17 protein-coding genes are annotated in these 16776 nt (G+C 71.9%); 9 read left to right on the forward strand and 8 right to left on the reverse strand.

Annotation, left to right across the window (positions count from 1 at the left end; translation table 11 throughout):
* Positions 1 to 394: 394 nt before the first annotated feature.
* From ABZ719_RS03665 to ABZ719_RS03675, 3 genes are all read right to left on the reverse strand, one after another.
* Positions 395 to 1024, reverse strand: coding sequence for an RNA polymerase sigma factor (locus ABZ719_RS03665; protein WP_366723605.1), 630 nt, complete (start codon positions 1022 to 1024; stop codon positions 395 to 397).
* Between the two features lie 145 nt (positions 1025 to 1169).
* A complete protein-coding gene (locus ABZ719_RS03670) occupies positions 1170 to 1715 on the reverse strand; it encodes a hypothetical protein (RefSeq protein ID WP_366723606.1) in 546 nt (181 codons plus the stop codon).
* A 151-nt stretch (positions 1716 to 1866) separates the two neighbouring features.
* Positions 1867 to 3504 (reverse strand): glycoside hydrolase family 20 protein, encoded by a 1638-nt coding sequence (locus tag ABZ719_RS03675; RefSeq protein ID WP_366723607.1) that lies wholly within the window; start codon positions 3502 to 3504, stop codon positions 1867 to 1869.
* 199 nt (positions 3505 to 3703) lie between these two features.
* Between ABZ719_RS03675 and ABZ719_RS03680 the strand changes: the two genes are divergently transcribed.
* From ABZ719_RS03680 to ABZ719_RS03710, 7 genes are all read left to right on the forward strand, one after another.
* A complete protein-coding gene (locus ABZ719_RS03680; RefSeq protein ID WP_366723755.1) occupies positions 3704 to 4210 on the forward strand; it encodes a 2-oxo-4-hydroxy-4-carboxy-5-ureidoimidazoline decarboxylase in 507 nt (168 codons plus the stop codon).
* A gap of 202 nt (positions 4211 to 4412) precedes the next feature.
* On the forward strand, positions 4413 to 4793 hold the full coding sequence (gene sdhC, locus ABZ719_RS03685) for a succinate dehydrogenase, cytochrome b556 subunit (RefSeq protein ID WP_366723608.1): 381 nt from the start codon (positions 4413 to 4415) through the stop codon (positions 4791 to 4793).
* A gap of 6 nt (positions 4794 to 4799) precedes the next feature.
* Positions 4800 to 5279 carry a succinate dehydrogenase hydrophobic membrane anchor subunit gene (locus ABZ719_RS03690; RefSeq protein ID WP_037861021.1) on the forward strand — a complete coding sequence of 160 codons (480 nt, stop codon included), beginning with the start codon at positions 4800 to 4802 and terminating at the stop codon, positions 5277 to 5279.
* A 24-nt stretch (positions 5280 to 5303) separates the two neighbouring features.
* Complete coding sequence (gene sdhA, locus ABZ719_RS03695; protein ID WP_366723609.1) at positions 5304 to 7058, forward strand: succinate dehydrogenase flavoprotein subunit; 1755 nt, start codon at positions 5304 to 5306, stop codon at positions 7056 to 7058.
* On the forward strand, positions 7058 to 7837 hold the full coding sequence (locus ABZ719_RS03700) for a succinate dehydrogenase iron-sulfur subunit (RefSeq protein ID WP_037861016.1): 780 nt from the start codon (positions 7058 to 7060) through the stop codon (positions 7835 to 7837). The genes sdhA and ABZ719_RS03700 overlap by 1 nt, the downstream gene beginning before the upstream one ends.
* 147 nt (positions 7838 to 7984) lie before the next feature.
* Complete coding sequence (locus tag ABZ719_RS03705) at positions 7985 to 8395, forward strand: VOC family protein (RefSeq protein WP_366723610.1); 411 nt, start codon at positions 7985 to 7987, stop codon at positions 8393 to 8395.
* A gap of 168 nt (positions 8396 to 8563) precedes the next feature.
* Entirely contained in the window at positions 8564 to 9238 is a 675-nt protein-coding gene (locus ABZ719_RS03710) for a TetR family transcriptional regulator (RefSeq protein WP_366723756.1), read from the forward strand.
* A gap of 76 nt (positions 9239 to 9314) precedes the next feature.
* On the opposite strand, the gene ABZ719_RS03715 is transcribed toward ABZ719_RS03710, so the two are convergent.
* Positions 9315 to 10856, reverse strand: a complete 1542-nt coding sequence (locus tag ABZ719_RS03715) for an ABC transporter substrate-binding protein (RefSeq protein ID WP_366723611.1) — start codon at positions 10854 to 10856, stop codon at positions 9315 to 9317.
* A gap of 332 nt (positions 10857 to 11188) precedes the next feature.
* A complete protein-coding gene (locus ABZ719_RS03720) occupies positions 11189 to 11428 on the reverse strand; it encodes an SCO4848 family membrane protein (protein WP_037861093.1) in 240 nt (79 codons plus the stop codon).
* Between the two features lie 103 nt (positions 11429 to 11531).
* Between ABZ719_RS03720 and ABZ719_RS03725 the strand changes: the two genes are divergently transcribed.
* A complete protein-coding gene (locus tag ABZ719_RS03725; RefSeq protein ID WP_366723612.1) occupies positions 11532 to 12800 on the forward strand; it encodes a D-alanyl-D-alanine carboxypeptidase in 1269 nt (422 codons plus the stop codon).
* A gap of 75 nt (positions 12801 to 12875) precedes the next feature.
* Here the strand turns inward: ABZ719_RS03725 and ABZ719_RS03730 are convergent, their stop codons facing one another.
* A complete protein-coding gene (locus tag ABZ719_RS03730) occupies positions 12876 to 13820 on the reverse strand; it encodes a YihY/virulence factor BrkB family protein (RefSeq protein WP_366723613.1) in 945 nt (314 codons plus the stop codon).
* 209 nt (positions 13821 to 14029) lie between these two features.
* Between ABZ719_RS03730 and ABZ719_RS03735 the strand changes: the two genes are divergently transcribed.
* Positions 14030 to 14755: an SDR family NAD(P)-dependent oxidoreductase gene (locus ABZ719_RS03735; protein WP_366723757.1), complete on the forward strand. Its 726-nt coding sequence runs from the start codon at positions 14030 to 14032 to the stop codon at positions 14753 to 14755.
* Between the two features lie 11 nt (positions 14756 to 14766).
* Here the strand turns inward: ABZ719_RS03735 and ABZ719_RS03740 are convergent, their stop codons facing one another.
* The gene (locus tag ABZ719_RS03740) at positions 14767 to 15348 is read right to left on the reverse strand and encodes a 2'-5' RNA ligase family protein (RefSeq protein WP_366723614.1); all 582 of its coding nucleotides are present in this window, start codon (positions 15346 to 15348) and stop codon (positions 14767 to 14769) included.
* Positions 15349 to 15667: 319 nt separating this feature from the next.
* Positions 15668 to 16678 carry a tryptophan--tRNA ligase gene (gene trpS, locus ABZ719_RS03745; RefSeq protein WP_037861004.1) on the reverse strand — a complete coding sequence of 337 codons (1011 nt, stop codon included), beginning with the start codon at positions 16676 to 16678 and terminating at the stop codon, positions 15668 to 15670.
* Positions 16679 to 16776: the final 98 nt, after the last annotated feature.

Here is a 16776-nt window from a genome sequence, read left to right on the forward strand (position 1 = left end):
GAGGTGTGACAGAAAACGCACTCATGGCGCTGAAGGAGATACGGGCCGCCGCGCGGCCCGTGCCGCGCGACGGCCGGGGCCTCTCCTGTGGGGGGTGGCGGCCCCGGCCGTTGCTTCGGTTCCAAGAGTCTCACCTGGGGTTTCGCGCGAATTCCGTGACCAGGGGGCCCAGACGCCTCACGTGTTCTCATCCAGCCGGAAGAGCTCGGCCCAGCACGCAGGACACAACCGGTGAGCAGGGCGCTGGAGGGTGGCGGCCCCGGCCGTCGCTCCGGCCAGGACGACCGTGACGCCGTGGTGCCGCAGGGCCCTCGCTGGCCCGGGTGCCGCCCGGGCTCCCTGCACCCTCCCTTTTCCGCGGGCCCGCGCCCGAGCCGGGCGCCGCCCCGCTCGTTCACTCCGGCTCCGCCGACTCACCCGGCCGCCGCGGCTCGTCCTGCGGCGCACCGGTCGCGGCGAGGCGCTCGGCGAGACGTTTCAGCCCCCGGTACGCGGCCGTGCGCACCGCGCCGGGCCGCTTGCCGAGGACGCGGGCGGCGGCGGGGGCGTCGAGGCCGACGACGACCCGCAGCAGCACGGCCTCCGCCTGGTCGGGCGGCAGGGTGCGCACCAGGCCGAGAGCGCGCGCGGTGGACAGCGATTCCAGCGCCTGCTCGTACGTGTCCAGCGGACCGGCCAGGCCGAGCACGTCCTCCTCGTCCAACGCCGCCGCCCGGGGCCGTACCCGCCGGCGCCGCAGGTGGTCCAGGGCGCGGTGCCGGGCGATGGCCGCCGTCCAGCCGCGGAAGCCCGCCCCGTCGCCGTCGAACCGGGCCAGGTCCCGGGCGATCTCCAGCCAGGCGTCGGACGCCACGTCCTCGGCGTCCTCGCCGACGAGCCCGCGGAGGTAGCCGAGCAGCCCGGGGTGCACGATCCGGTACGCCACCGCGAACGCGTCCTCGTCGCCCTGCTGGGCCCGCGCGACCGCCGCGCCCAGTTCCCCGTCCGACGCGTGCGTGCGACGGGGCTCCCCTCGCTGGCCCAACGCTGTCCTCGTTCGTACCGGGTGCGAGGCGGGCCGCGCCGGACCCGCACCGTGTCACAGGACGGACCGTGCGTGACCGTCCATGGTCATCAGCGCCGGGCCGTACCGAAGTGTCACAGGCCCCGACGCCCTCCGGGTCCGGCGGTCACCCCTGGGCGCGGGCCCGGCGGGACACCACCGCCCGCAGGACCCGGCGCCCCTGCGTCGAGACCTCCCGGGCCTGCCGCAGCCCGGCGGCGCCGTGCCCGGTGAGGAGTTCCAGGACGGTGATCTGACGGCGCAGTTCGGCCGCGACCAGCGGCGACAGGTCCGTGCCCGGGGCGTCGGCCGGCGCGGCGGCCCCGGCGGGGTCGAGGAGCCGGTGGATCCGCAGGGAGGCGGCCGAGCAGAGGCCGGCCCACTCCCGTACGGCGGCGGCGGACCGGGCGGCCGGTGCGGCGTCGAGCATGCGGCGGGCCAGCAGCACCGCCTCGTCCCCGGCGGAGCCGCCGGGGACGGTCGCGCGGAGCGTGCCGCGCGCCCGCTCCAGCCGCGCTCCCCAGTCGCCGCCCTCGTCCGTGAGCGCCCCCCACAGCGGGCGCAGCACCTCGTCGTCGCCGCCGAGCAGCGGAACGCACCGGTCCGAACAAGCCAGACCGCTGGCGGCGAGGCCGCGTTCGTCGGCCCGCGCGATCAGTTCCACCAGGCTCATCCACGCCCCCTCGGCAGACCGCCGACCTCAGTGAAGGCCGCACCGTCCGGTGCTGCGTGCGGCCGCCCCGTAGTGTCACACGGCCGTCACACCCCGTCGAGGGGGAGCGCAGAAGAAAAGATTCCGGCCAAGCCGGTTGCGTGGGCTTCCCTCAGTCCAGGCGGTCCGCCAGGGCCTTGAAGTCCGTCCAGGACAGCGGTGGCCTGCCCGGGTCCCACAGCTTCTGCACGGTCGCCCGCAGCGGCAGGCGGATGCCGGCGGCCACCTGCTCCTGGGACTGGGAGTGCGCCAGGTCGCACCAGACGGCGAAGCTGCCGCCCAGGATCCGGGAGTCGTACCGGGCGGGCACCGCCTCGGTGCCGCGCAGCACCCGCGGGGTCCACTGCTCGTAGATCCGCTGCCCGGTCGGGTAGACGAAGGTCTGCGGCTGGCCGAGGACGTAGTAGAGGAACTCGTCGTTGTAGTTGATCACCGCGCGGCCGGCGGCCAGGTACTCGGCCGGCGGGCGGGCGCCCAGCTCCTTGCCGGTCCAGTAGGCGGCCTCGATGTCCTTGTCCGGCCGCACCGAGGCGTTCCGGAAGAAGCCGTCGTTCCAGGCGCGCGGTGCGCGGCCGCGGCCGCGGACCGTGGCGGCCCGGTCGTTCAGCCAGCCGGTCGTCAGGTCGGCCACGGTGGCGCCGGAACCGTAGGCCCTGCGCGCGGCGGCGGCCAGCTGCGGGTAGGACGCCTCGGGGCTGCGGACGGTCAGCGCCTGGTACTCGTCGCCGCCCAGGTGCCAGTAGCCGCCGGGGAAGACGCCCGCGAACTCGTTCAGGAGGTCGTCGACGATCCGCGCCGCGCCGTCCTTGGAGATGTCGATCGCGCCCCTGGTCGCCACGCCCTGCGCGTTGCGCAGCTGCAGATCGGGGTGGGCGGCGATCACCGCGCCCAGGTGGCCGGGCGAGTCGATCTCGGGCACGACGGTGATGTGCCGGCCGGCGGCGAGGTCGACGATCCGCTTGACCTGCGCCTTGGTCAGGTGGTCGGGGGAGACGATCTCCGGGTGCGTGTCGGACTGGAGGCGGAAGGCCTGGTCGTCGGAGAAGTGCAGGCCCAGCTCGTTGTACTTGAGGTCGCCCAGCTCCCGTATGCGGTCCTCCACCCACTCCGCGGTGAACGGCTTGCGCGCGATGTCCAGCATGAAGCCGCGCCGCGGCTTGGCGGGCGCGTCGTCGACGACGCCCTCGGGGGCCGTGCCGCCCGCGTGCACCTCCTGTTTGAGGGTCCGGGTCCCGTAGAAGACGCCCGCGTCGGAGGGTGCGGTGACGGTGACCCGGCCGCCGCGCACGGTCAGGGAGTACGACTCCGGGTTCGCGCCCCGGCCGCCGCCCAGCGCCAGCCGTACGTCGCCGTCCCGCGCGTCGCCCGCCCGCCCCGCGTAGGTCAGCCCCAGCTCGCCGGCCAGCAGCTTCCCCTCGTCGGCGAGGGACACGTCGCCGACCACCACCCGCCGGCCCGGTGCCGGGCGCCAGCCGGGGCCACGGGCGGCGGTGTGCGAGCGCACGGCGGGAATGGTCTGCGGCGCCCGGGAGAGCGGGTAGGTCCTGGTGGGGCGGGGAGCGGGCGGGGTCGGGGACGCGGAGGCCGTGGCCGGGCTCGCCACGTCCGCCGGTCCGCCGTCGTCGCCGTCCCAGGCCCACACGCCGAGTCCGGCGCCCAGACCGACCGTGGCGGCGAACACCCCGCCGACCAGTAACCATCCGTGCCGCGGTGTGCGCGCCGGGGCACGGCGCCGCCTGTGCTGACTCACACGGCCAACCTACGGCCTCGTCCCGCGCCGGATGTCCAGGAGCCGTTCCCGGACTCTCCCGTCCGGGTGAAATCCGGGCACCGACCGGACACGCCGGGAACGCTCCCGGTAACGTGGCGGCACAGTTCGCACCCTCCCCTGCCGACTCATCCGGAACGCCCGTCAGCGGCGCGCCGGTTTCCCACGCCGAGGACCCACGCTGCCCGCGCAGAACCTGGAGCACTTCAACACCGTCCCGCCTGACGAGGCCCGCCGCATCCTCCTGGCCTGCCTGCGCAGTCCGCGCTGGGCCCGGCGCGTCGCCGCCCACCGCCCCTACCCGGACCTGTCCGCCCTGCTGGCGGCGGCGGACGAGGCGGTGTACGACCTGGCGGCGGCCGAGCTGGCGGAGGCGGTGGCGGCGGAGCCCCTGCCCGTGCTGCCCGAGGACATATACCTGGCCGCCTCCACGGCCCTGAGCGCCGCGTACGCCGCCTACGAGGCGCGATTCGGACACACGTTCGTCATCTGCCTCGGCACCGTCTCCCCCGCCGAGACCCTCGACCACCTCCTGGCGGCGATCCGGTCACGATTGACGAACGATCCGGAGGACGAGCGGGTGGTGACGGCGGAGGAGCTGCGCCGCCTGGCACGGGACCGGCTGCTGCGGGCCGCCCGGGGCCGCGACCTCGCGACCAGCCCCGACGCGCCCGCGATCGGCGCGTGAGCGGCCGCACCCGCCCGGCACCCGCCCGGCGCTCACCCGTACGTGCCCCTTTGAGTGCCACTTCGATCACACCGGCAGGCCCGCTGTCAGCACCGCTCGCACACGTCGCTACGATGCTGGGGGCCGGTGGACCGTACCCGGCCGGGCCCGACCGACAGTGAAGCCGGCGCGGCCCTAGTCCCCGCTCCCGGAGGGTTCTTCCGTGCCGGCTGGAACGCTGTACCGCGGCCGGGAAGGAATGTGGTCCTGGGTGGCTCACCGAGTCACCGGCGTCCTCATCTTCTTCTTCCTGTTCGTTCATGTGCTGGACACCGCGCTCGTCCGCGTGTCTCCCGAGGACTACGACAAGGTCGTGTCCACGTACAAGACCCCCATCGTCGCGTGCCTGGAGTACGGCCTCGTCGCCGCCATCCTCTTCCACGCGCTCAACGGTCTCCGTGTCATCGCCGTCGACTTCTGGGCCAAGGGCGCCCGCTACCAGAAGCAGATGCTCTGGACGGTGGTCATCGCCTGGTTCGTGCTCATGATCGGGGCGATCTACCCCGTCCTGGGCCACGCCGCTCGAGTCGTCTTCGGGAGCTGACGCCGCATGTCCACCACTGAAACCACCGCTTCCGGCATCGGCCCGGTCGAGGGTGCCTCCTACAACGTCGACAACCCGGCGCCGCTCATCGAGGCCCCGCGCAAGCGCACCAAGAAGACGCCCCGGTCGACCCGGGGCAACTTCGAGATGTACGGCTGGCTGTTCATGCGCCTGTCCGGCGTCGTGCTGGTCGTCCTCGTCATCGGCCACCTGCTCATCCAGCTCGTCCTGGACGGCGGTGTCTCCAAGGTCGGCTTCGCCTTCGTCGCGGGCCGCTGGGCCTCGCCCTGGTGGCAGGTCTGGGACCTGCTGATGCTGTGGCTGGCCATGCTGCACGGCTGCAACGGCCTGCGTACCGTCATCAACGACTACGCGGAGCGTGCTAACACGCGGCTGTGGCTGAAGGGCCTGCTCTACACCGCCACGGTGTGGACCATCCTGCTGGGCACGCTGGTGATCTTCACCTTCGACCCGAACATCCGCTAGGCACGGGGCTGAGGTAATCCACTCATGAAGATCCACAAGTACGACACCGTCATCGTCGGCGCCGGCGGCGCCGGTATGCGCGCCGCCATCGAGTCGACCAAGCGCAGCCGCACCGCCGTGCTGACCAAGCTCTACCCCACCCGCTCCCACACGGGCGCCGCGCAGGGCGGCATGGCCGCCGCGCTGGCCAACGTGGAGGAGGACAACTGGGAGTGGCACACCTTCGACACGGTCAAGGGCGGTGACTACCTGGTCGACCAGGACGCCGCCGAGATCCTGGCGAAGGAGGCCATCGACTCGGTCCTCGACCTGGAGAAGATGGGCCTGCCGTTCAACCGGACGCCGGACGGCACGATCGACCAGCGCCGCTTCGGCGGGCACTCCCGCAACCACGGCGAGGCCCCGGTCCGCCGCTCCTGCTACGCGGCCGACCGCACCGGCCACATGATCCTCCAGACGCTGTACCAGAACTGCGTCAAGGAGGGCGTGGAGTTCTTCAACGAGTTCTACGTCCTGGACCAGCTGATCACCGAGGTCGACGGCGTCAGGAAGTCGGCCGGTGTGGTGGCGTACGAGCTGGCGACCGGCGAGATCCACGTCTTCCAGGCGAAGTCCGTGATCTACGCCTCCGGCGGCACCGGCAAGTTCTTCAAGGTGACCTCCAACGCGCACACCCTGACCGGTGACGGCCAGGCCGCCGTGTACCGGCGCGGGCTGCCGCTGGAGGACATGGAGTTCTTCCAGTTCCACCCGACCGGCATCTGGCGCATGGGCATCCTGCTCACCGAGGGCGCCCGCGGTGAGGGCGGCATCCTGCGCAACAAGGACGGCGAGCGCTTCATGGAGAAGTACGCGCCCGTCATGAAGGACCTCGCCTCCCGCGACGTCGTCTCCCGCTCCATCTACACCGAGATCCGTGAGGGCCGCGGCTGCGGTCCCGAGGGCGACCACGTCTACCTCGACCTCACGCACCTCCCGCCGGAGCAGCTGGACGCCAAGCTGCCCGACATCACCGAGTTCGCGCGGACCTACCTGGGCATCGAGCCGTACACGGACCCGATCCCGATCCAGCCGACCGCGCACTACGCGATGGGCGGCATCCCGACCAACGTCGAGGGTGAGGTCCTGGCGGACAACACCACCGTCGTCCCGGGCCTGTACGCGGCCGGCGAGGTCGCCTGCGTCTCCGTGCACGGCGCCAACCGGCTGGGCACCAACTCGCTGCTGGACATCAACGTCTTCGGCCGCCGCGCGGGCATCGCCGCCGCGGAGTACGCGCAGAAGGCGGACTTCGTCGAGCTGCCGGAGAACCCGGAGAGCCTCGTCGTCGAGCAGATCGAGCGGCTGCGCTCCTCCACGGGCACCGAGCGGGTGGCCACCCTCCGCCGCGAGCTGCAGGAGACCATGGACGCCAACGTCATGGTCTTCCGCACCGAGCAGACGATCAAGACGGCGGTCGAGAAGATCGCCGAGCTGCGCGAGCGCTACAAGAACGTGGCGATCCAGGACAAGGGCAAGCGGTTCAACACCGACCTCCTGGAGGCCATCGAGCTGGGCAACCTGCTGGACCTGGCCGAGGTCATGGCGGTCTCCGCCCTGGCCCGCAAGGAGTCCCGCGGCGGTCACTACCGCGAGGACTACCCGAACCGCGACGACGTCAACTTCATGCGCCACACCATGGCGTACCGCGAGGTCGGCGCCGACGGGTCCGAATCCATCCGTCTCGACTACAAGCCGGTCGTCCAGACCCGCTACCAGCCGATGGAGCGTAAGTACTGATGGCAACCCCTGTTCTGGACAAGGCGGACGCGGCCGGGCAGCCCGAGCCGGGATTCGCCGACTCCCCCTACATCACCGTCACCCTGCGGGTCCGCCGGTTCAACCCGGAGGTCTCGGCGGAGTCCACCTGGGAAGACTTCCAGCTGGAGATGGACCCCAAGGAGCGTGTCCTCGACGCGCTGCACAAGATCAAGTGGGACCACGACGGCACGCTCACCTTCCGCCGCTCCTGCGCCCACGGCATCTGCGGCTCGGACGCGATGCGGATCAACGGCAAGAACCGCCTCGCCTGCAAGACGCTGATCAAGGACATCAACCCCGAGAAGCCGATCACGGTGGAGCCCATCAAGGGCCTCACGGTGCTCAAGGACCTCGTGGTCGACATGGACCCGTTCTTCCAGGCGTACCGGGACGTGATGCCCTTCCTGATCACGAAGGACACCAACGAGCCCACGCGTGAGCGGCTGCAGTCGGCCGAGGACCGGGCGCGCTTCGACGACACGACGAAGTGCATCCTGTGCGCGGCCTGCACCTCCTCCTGCCCGGTGTTCTGGAACGACGGCCAGTACTTCGGTCCGGCCGCCATCGTGAACGCCCACCGCTTCATCTTCGACAGCCGTGACGAGGCGGGCGAGCAGCGCCTGGAGATCCTCAACGACAAGGACGGCGTGTGGCGCTGCCGCACCACCTTCAACTGCACCGATGCCTGCCCCCGCGGCATCGAGGTGACGAAGGCGATCGCGGAGGTCAAGCGGGCGCTGATCACCCGCCGCTTCTGAGGCCGTAGCCTTCCGGCACGTCCGGCCGAGGCCCTGTCCCCCTGGGGGCGGGGCCTTCGGCGTTCCTGCGCCGGGCGGGTGACCTGACGGCCCCGTGCGCGGGGTGTGCGCGAGGACGCGCGGCGGGGCCGTACCTAACCTGATCGCATGTCAGATGACGAGTCGTACGAGCTGCTCGGGTTCGACAACGTGCTGCTGGCCGTGGGCGATCTCGGCGAGGCCGTGGGGTTCTACGAGCGGGCCGGGTTCGCGGTGGCGTTCCGGCTGGACGAGGCGGGGATCGCGGGGCTGAAGGTGGGCGGTGAGACACCGGGGATCCTGCTGCGCGAGGAGGAGGCGCTCGGGCACCGGCCGCCGCCCTGGCACACGCCGCGGCTGTGGCTGGAGGTCCCCGACGCGCGGGCGGCGGCCCGGGCGCTGTCCGCGGCCGGGATCGAGCCCCTGGACGAGCCCGCCGCGCAGGCCACCGGCTGGACCGTGGAGGTCGCCGACCCCTGGGGCAACGTCCTGGGCTTCACCGACTACACCAAACGCCCCGGACTGGGCCGCCGCCCCTGAACGGCCGCCCGCCCGGGCCGCCGCCGGGCCACTGACTAGGCTCTGTCCGTGCCCGAGAAGAAGAGCCCCGACAGCAACACGAGCGACGGCGACGGCCCGCCCCCGGCGCCGGCCGCTCCGGCCCCCGCCGCCCCGGCCCCCAGCAAGTCCGAGCAGACCCGCGCCCTCATCCTGGAGACGGCGATGCGGCTGTTCCAGGAGCGCGGCTACGACAGGACGACCATGCGGGCCATCGCCCAGGAGGCCGGGGTCTCCGTCGGCAACGCGTACTACTACTTCGCGGGCAAGGAGCACCTGATCCAGGGCTTCTACGACCGGATCGCCGCCGAGCACCAGGAGGCCGTGCGCGGTGTCCTGGCCCGGGAGAGCGATCTGGAGGCGCGGCTGGCGGGCGTGCTGAAGACCTGGCTCGACATCGCCACGCCGTACCACGAGTTCGCCGTCCAGTTCTTCAAGAACGCGGCCGATCCCGACAGTCCGCTCAGCCCCTTCTCGCCCGAGTCGGAGCACGCGCGCGTGGAGGCCGTCAGCGTCCACCGGCAGGTGCTGTACGGGGCGCGGACCAAGGTTCCGGCCGAGCTGCGCGAGGCGCTGCCCGAGCTGATGTGGCTGGCCCAGATGGGGCTCGTCCTGTACTGGGTGTTCGACCGCACGCCGGGGCGTGAGCGCAGCTACCGACTCGCCGAGCGGGGGGCGCGGCTCACCGCGCGAGGGGTGTCGCTGGCCCGGTTCCGGGTGCTGCGTCCGCTGGTGCACGAGGTGCACGAGCTGTTCACGGACTTCCTGCCGGGGATGACGAAGGCGCTGCCGGATCCGGCGGGCCGGGGCCGCAAGAAGGCGTGAGGGCCCGGCCCGGCGCGCCGTCACGGGCGCCGGGCCCCCCTTCTGTCCGCAGCTGTGAGGCGTGCGGGGCCGGGGTTCAGATCCAGTTGAGCTTCCACAGCCGGAAGACACCGGTGCCGTCCGACAGGTACTGGCCGCCGCCGACGTCCTCGGTGGAGACGACGTACTCCTTCTGCTGCCACAGCGGGACCAGCGGCACGTCGGCGGCCACCTTCTCCTGGAGGGCGCGGAAGTCCGCCGCCGCCCGGCTGCGGTCGGTGTACCGCTGGCTGTCGGAGACGAGTTCGTCGACGGCCTTGTTGCTGTAGCCGGTGTTCATGCTGCTGCCGGTGCCGACGAGCGGGCCGCCGAAGGTGTCGGGGTCCGGGTAGTCGGCGACCCAGCCCACCGCCCAGGCGTCGATCTTGCCTGCCGTGTACCGCTTCTGGAAGTCGGTCCACTCGTAACCCTTGACGTCGACCTTGAACAGGCCGCTCGCCTCCAGCTGCCGCTTGATCTCGGCGGCCTCCTCGGCACCCTGGCCGCGGCCCTCGCCGTACCCGTAGGTGAACCGCACGGGGGTCGGCACCCCCGCGTCGGTCAGCAGCTGGCGGGCCTTCTTGACGCTCTGGGCCGGGTAGGCGTCGAAGAAGGACGTGGTGTGTCCGGTGATGCCGGCCGGGACCAGGGAGTACAGCGCGTCCACCGTGCCGTCGTAGACGGAGGTGACCAGCTGCTCGCGGTTGATCAGCCAGGCGAGGGCGCGGCGGACCCGGACGTCGTGCAGCGGCGAGGAGGCGTGCGTGTTGAGGTACAGGTTGCGGGTCTCGGCGCTGTCGGACTCCGACACACGCTGGGTCGGGTCGCTCGGGTTGAGCCCGGCGAGCACCTTCGGCGTCAGCGTGCGGGTGGCGACGTCGACCTGCTTGTCCTGCCAGGCCTTGTCGAGCGCGCTGCCCTCGGTGAAGTAGCGCACCTCCACGGGCCGTCCGGTGCCGCCGACGGCGCCCTTGTAGGAGCCGTTGGGCTTCAGCTCGGCGCTCTTGTCCTTGGAGTACCCGGTCAGGCGGTACGGCCCGGTGCCGTCGGCCTCGGTGCCGGTGCGCAGCGAGTCCAGCGCGTAGCGGGTGTGGTCGACGATGGAACCGGCGCCGGTGGCGACCTTCAGCGGGAAGGTGGTGTCGGGCGTGGAGAGGTGGAAGGTGACGGTCATGCCCTCGGCGTCCACCGAGCCGAGGGTGGAGAACAGGGCCGACGGGCCGACCTGGGCGTTGATCTTCTTGACCCGGTCGAAGGAGTACTTGACGTCCTCGGCGGTCATCGTCCGGCCGCTCGGGAACTTGAGGCCCTCGCGCACCGTGCAGCGGTAGGTGCGCAGCCCGCTGCCGACGAAGCCGCAGTTCTTGGCCGCGTCGGGCACGGGCTGGGTGCCGTCGGGCTCGAAGGTGAGCAGCGACTGGAAGACGTTGCTGTACAGCGCCCAGGAACCGGCGTCGTAGGCACCCGCGGGGTCCAGCGAGGTGACGGCGTCCGTGGTGCCCAGGGTGATCGTCTTGTTCTTGTCGCCCTGCGACGGCAGGAGTTGCCAGCCGCCCACGCCGACCACCGCCAGAACCAGCAGCGTCAGCAGAATCCGCATGCGAACCGACCGCATCGGTGATGCCCTCCCCAGGCCCTTCCACGAGCCGCTGTGCATATGCCACACCCCTAGGGGCCGCGCACACATAATCACAGGTTGTTCACCTGGGGGAAGAGGATCCCGGAGTGGATGAAAAGACGTTATGAAGAAGTGTTTTCTGTTTGTTTCACAGGATGTCCTCAGCTGCCCCCCAGGGAGACGATGAGTGCACCTTTCACCCCTTTTGAGCGCCTTTTCGGTGAGGGGCAGTGATACGTCCCACACCCCCGGCGGACGCCCGGGAGGGGCGTGCGGACCGGACGTCCCGTCAGCGCGCCGGAGCGCCGGGAGCGTTATGACGTCCGGCGCAGTGCACGCAGTCCGCGCAACCCGAGGCCCCCGATGACCGTCCCCAATACGAAGGAGACGACCGCCAGCGTCAGGTGCACCCAGAAGTACGCCGTCGGATGACCGTCGTCGAACGCGAGCCCGCTGCTGTCCTTGACGAGATTCTTGACGAAAGTGACCCAGATGACCCAGCTCCACACCCCGAAGGCGAGCAGGAACCAGGAGACGGGGCGGCTGAGCTTCATACCTTCAGTATCGCTGGCGGACATCCGGCTCCGTGGCCGGGGTCGGGCCGGAAGCCGGACCCGGGACCGGGCTCCCGCGGGGCCGGCAGGTACGTTTCCGACCGTGCCCGCAGCCTTCAGGACCACCCGCCGCTCCCTCCTGGTCACTTCCGCCGCCCTGCTGTCCGTCTCCCTGACCGCGCCGGCCGCCCTCGCCGCGCCCACGGCCCCGAAGAACCCCTCCGCCACGCCCCCGGCCCACATGTCCGGCGTGGGCGGCGCCCGGCTCGGCCTGCCCGGGACGCAGGTCAGCCTGGGCCCCGGGGCGCCCGTCCTGCCCAAGGACCTCAGCGGGCGCTCCTGGATCGTCGCCGACGCCGAGTCCGGCCAGGTGCTCGCCTCCCACAACGCGCACTGGCGGCTGCCCCCGGCCAGCACCATGAAGATGCTGTTCGCCGACACCGTGCTGCCCAAGTTCCCGAAGACGCAGACACACAAGGTCGCCCCGAGCGACCTGGCCGGGATGGGCGAGGGGTCCAGCCTGGTCGGGATCAAGGAGAACGAGACCTACACCGTCCACGACCTGTGGCTCGGCGTCTTCCTGCGGTCCGGCAACGACGCCGTGCACGTGCTGTCCGCCATGAACAACGGCGTCGCCCGGACCGTCCAGGACATGAACGCCCACGCCCAGGAGCTGCAGGCCCTCGACACCCACGTCGTGAGCCCGGACGGCTACGACGCGCCGGGCCAGGTCTCCTCGGCCTACGACCTCACCCTGTTCGCCCGCTCCGGACTGCAGAAGAAGGACTTCCGGGAGTACTGCTCGACCGTGCGGGCCCAGTTCCCCGGCGAGACGAAGAAGGACAAGAAGGGCAAGTCCTCCCGGCCCTCCTTCGAGATCCAGAACACCAACCGGCTGCTGAGCGGCGACGCGGGCCTGTCCGTGTACCCGGGCATCGCGGGCGTCAAGAACGGCTACACCACCAACGCGGGCAACACCTTCACCGGCGTCGCCGAACGCAACGGCAAGGTGCTGCTGGTGACGGTCATGAACCCGCAGAAGACCGACCACGACGAGGTGTACCGGGAGAGCGCCCAGCTCTTCGACTGGGGCTTCAAGGCGGCCGGCAAGGTGCAGCCGGTGGGCACCCTGGTACCGCCGAGGAGCGCCTCGACGGGCGGCGGGCAGCCGGGTTCCACACCGTCGGCCGGGCAGGCGGGCGGCGGCCGGGGCGGCTCGACGGCGAGCGCCTCCAGCGGGAGCGGCTCCAGCGGCATGGGGGTCGCCGCGGGCATCGCCGCCGGTGTGCTGGTCCTGCTCGCGGCAGGTGCCTTCCTGGTCAACCGCCGCTGGCCGCTGCCGGAACTCATGCGCCGCCGTCCGCGCCCCTGAGACGGCCGCCGGGAGCGGCCCGCACCCTTGGAGCTGCGCCAGAAGGCCCCGCCGGGAGCGTCCCCCCGCGGCCGTCTATGCCGCGGCCGGCCGGCGGGTGTCTCCCGTGCCGTGGTCGCCGTCGCCCGGGCCGGCCGCGCCGCCGTCACCGGGCCGGGTCCCGCCGGTGTCCGGCGCGCTGCCGGTCGCGGTCCAGGACGAGCAGTACAGGACGAGCTTGGACGTGAAGTTGATCCACAGCAGCAGGGCGACGGGGACCCCGAACGCGCCGTACATGCTCTTCGCCGCCACGCCCTGGATGTAGCCGCTGAGCAGCAGCTTCAGCAGCTCGAAGCCGATCGCCCCGAGCAGCGCGGCGACCAGCAGCCGGCGGCGCGGCGGCTCGACGCCGGGCAGCAGGGTGAGGACGTAGAGCAGCACCAGGAAGTCGGCGAGGACGGCGACGGCGAAGGCGATGACGCGCAGCACGACGCTGCCCACCCCGTCCTCACCCAGGCCGAACTGCCGTGACGTCCACCCGACGGCGGCCGAGGCGACGGTGGAGACGGCGAGCGTGACGACCACCGCGCCGCCGAAGCCGACGAGGATCCCCGCGTCCTGGAGCTTGCTCACCACCGGGTTCTTCTCTGCGTCCGGCAGCTCCCACACCGCCCGCAGACAGTCGCGCATCTGACCGACCCAGCCCATGCCGGTGAACAGCAGGGCGGCGGCCGCGATGATCCCGACGGTGCCCGCGTTCTGCGCCAGGGAACTGATGTGCAGCTGGTCGCCGAGGCCCGGGAACTGCTGGGCGATCTTGCCCTCGAGCGTGTGCTGCTGCTTGGGGCTGAGCGTGGCCGTGCCGATCGCGGCGGCCAGCGTCAGCAGCGGGAACAGCGCGATGAAGCTGACGAACGTCATGGCGGCGGCGAGCCGAGTCCATTTCACCCGGTCCAGGCGCTCGTACGACCGCCACGCGTGCGTGCGCATCAGACGTGCCAGCCACGGGCCGATCACGGGGAGGTTCTTCAGCCAGTCCATGCAGCGACTTGTGCCCGTTCCAGGACCGCGCCAACACCGCGTTTCTACGACAGAACGCCCATAAGCGGGCGATACAGTCGTCTGCCGTGAAGGATGCCCCGGGGCCGCTGCCCCGTCCGCCCCGTCTCCGCCGTCTCCTGCCGCCCGCGGCCCTCGCCGGCCTCGACGGCCTCGGCGGGCGTGCCGAGGCCGGCCGGCTCCCCCGCTCCGTGCTCGTGCTCGGCGGCACCTCCTCGATCGCGCTCGCCACCGTCCGCCGGCTGATCGCGCGGCGCACCCGCACGGTGTGGCTGGCGGGCCGCCCCTCGCCCGCCCTGGAGGAGGAGGCGGCCCGCCTGCGCGCCCTGGGCGCGCGGGTGCGCACCGTCGCCTTCGAGGCGCTCGACTGCGGCGCCCACGAGACCGTGCTGGGCAAGGTCTTCGCCGAGGGCGCCATCGACATGGTGCTGTTCGCCTTCGGCGTCCTCGGCGACCAGGCGTACGACGAGAGGGAGCCGCTGAACGCGGTGCACGTCGCCCAGACCAACTACACCGGGGCGGTCTCGGCGGGCCTGGTGGCCGCGCGGGCCCTGCAGAACCAGGGGCACGGCTCGCTGGTCGTGCTCTCCTCCGTCGCCGCCGAGCGGGCCCGCCGCGCCGACTTCATCTACGGCTCCAGCAAGGCGGGTCTGGACACCTTCACCCAGGGGCTGGGCGACGCGCTGTACGGGACGGGTGTGCACGTCATGGTCGTCCGTCCCGGGTTCGTACGGTCCCGCGCCACCGCGGGCCGGGCGGTGCCGCCGCTGGCGAGCACGCCCGAGGAGGTGGCGACCGCCGTCGAACTGGGCCTGCGGCGGCGCTCGGAGACGGTGTGGGTGCCCGGCGTCCTGCGCGTGGTGACGACGGCGCTGCGGCACCTGCCGCGCGGGGTGTACCGGCGGCTGCCGCTGTAGCGGCGGGGCCCCTACCGGGCGGGCAGGGTGCCGCGGTCCACGGGGGCCGCCTGCGGGGGCACCACCGTACGGCCGCCGAAGGAGAACTCGCGCAGCTTGCGCCACACTCCGTCGGGGCCCTGCTCGTGCAGGGCGAACCCGGTGCACGGCCACTCGGCCTCGTACCCGGCGAGTTCTTCGAAGGCGCGGTCCATCGCCGCCTCCTCGATGCCGTGCGCCACGGTGACGTGCGGATGGTAGGGGAACTGGAGTTCGCGGGCCACCGGCCCGGAGGCGTCGCGCACCCGCTCCTGCAACCGGCTGCACGCCTCGGCGCCCTCGACGACGCGGATGTACACCACCGGGGACAGCGGCCGGAAGGTGTCGGTGCCGGACAGCCGCATGGTGAACGGCCGCCCGGCCGCCGCGACCTCGGTCAGGTGGGCCTCGACGGCCGGCAGGTCGGCGCGGTCCACCTCGGTCGGCGGCAGCAGGGTGACGTGCGTGGGGATCTTGTGAGCCGCGGCGTCGCCGAAGCCCGCGCGCCGCTCCTGGAGCAGGCTGCCGTGGGGCTCCGGGACCGTGATCGACACGCCGATCGTTACGGTCCCCACGTCGTCTCCTGTCGTCGTGCCGTGCCCGCTGTCGAGCAGGCTGTCCTGTGTCGTGTGCCTCGCCCGGACCCGCCCGTCCCGTGCGCTCTCGCGTGCGTCCGGCGTGCTCCGGTGCGGCCCCGCCCGGTCGCGCGCGGTCCCGCGTGAGCGCGCGGGGCCCGGCGTGGTCTCGTGCGGCCTCGCGCGCTCTCGTGCGTTCCCGGCCGTTTCGTCCCGGCCGTCCGGCTATCGACTGTACGACCACGGACCCGCGATGGGCAGGCGCAGCCGCAGTGATGTGCGGCGCTCCGCCCGCGACGGGCGCGAGCGGGGGTGTGCCTCAGTGCTTGGCCGGCAGGAAGCCCACCCTGTCGTACGCCTGGGAGAGGGTCTCCGCGGCGACCGCGCGCGCCTTCTCCGCCCCCTTGGCCAGGATGGAGTCCAGCGTCTCCGGGTCGTCCAGGTACTGCTGGGTCTGCTCCCGGAACGGTGTGACGAACTCGACCATGACGTCGGCGAGGTCCGTCTTGAGCGCGCCGTAGCCCTTGCCCTCGTACTTCTGTTCCAGGGCGTCGACGGCGGTGCCGGTGAGGGTCGAGTAGATGGAGAGGAGGTTGCTGACGCCGGGCTTGGTCTGCGGGTCGAAGCGGATGACCGTGTCGGTGTCGGTGACCGCGCTCCTGACCTTCTTCGCGGTGGTCTTCGGGTCGTCCAGCAGGTTGATGAGGCCCTTCGGCGTGGACGCCGACTTGCTCATCTTGATCGACGGGTCCTGCAGGTCGTAGATCTTCGCCGTCTCCTTGAGGATGTACGCGGAGGGGACGGTGAAGGTGTCGCCGAAGCGGCCGTTGAAGCGCTCGGCGAGGTCGCGGGTCAGCTCGATGTGCTGGCGCTGGTCCTCACCGACCGGCACCTGGTGGGCCTGGTACAGGAGGATGTCGGCGACCTGGAGGACCGGGTACGTGAACAGGCCGACGGAGGCCCGGTCGGCGCCCTGCTTGGCGGACTTGTCCTTGAACTGGGTCATCCGCGACGCCTCGCCGAAGCCGGTGAGGCAGTTCATGACCCAGGCGAGCTGGGCGTGCTCGGGGACGTGGCTCTGGACGAAGAGCGTGCAGCGCTCCGGGTCGAGGCCCGCGGCCAGCAGCTGGGCCGCGGCCAGCCGGGTGTTGGCCCGCAGCTCGGCCGGGTCCTGCGGGACCGTGATCGCGTGCAGGTCGACGACCATGTAGAAGGCGTCGTGGGACTCCTGCAGGGCCACCCACTGGCGGACGGCACCGAGGTAGTTGCCGAGGTGGAACGAGCCTGCGGTGGGCTGGATCCCGGAGAGCACACGCGGACGACGCTGCATGGCGGAGCCATCCCCATGAGGGCGGTGGTGGGCGACGGGCGGACGGTCGTTGGCCATGTTCACCATTCTCTCAGGTGAGAGACCCCGATCCGGAACGG

It is taken from the genome of Streptomyces sp. NPDC006743 (assembly GCF_040703815.1).
Taxonomy (GTDB): domain Bacteria; phylum Actinomycetota; class Actinomycetes; order Streptomycetales; family Streptomycetaceae; genus Streptomyces.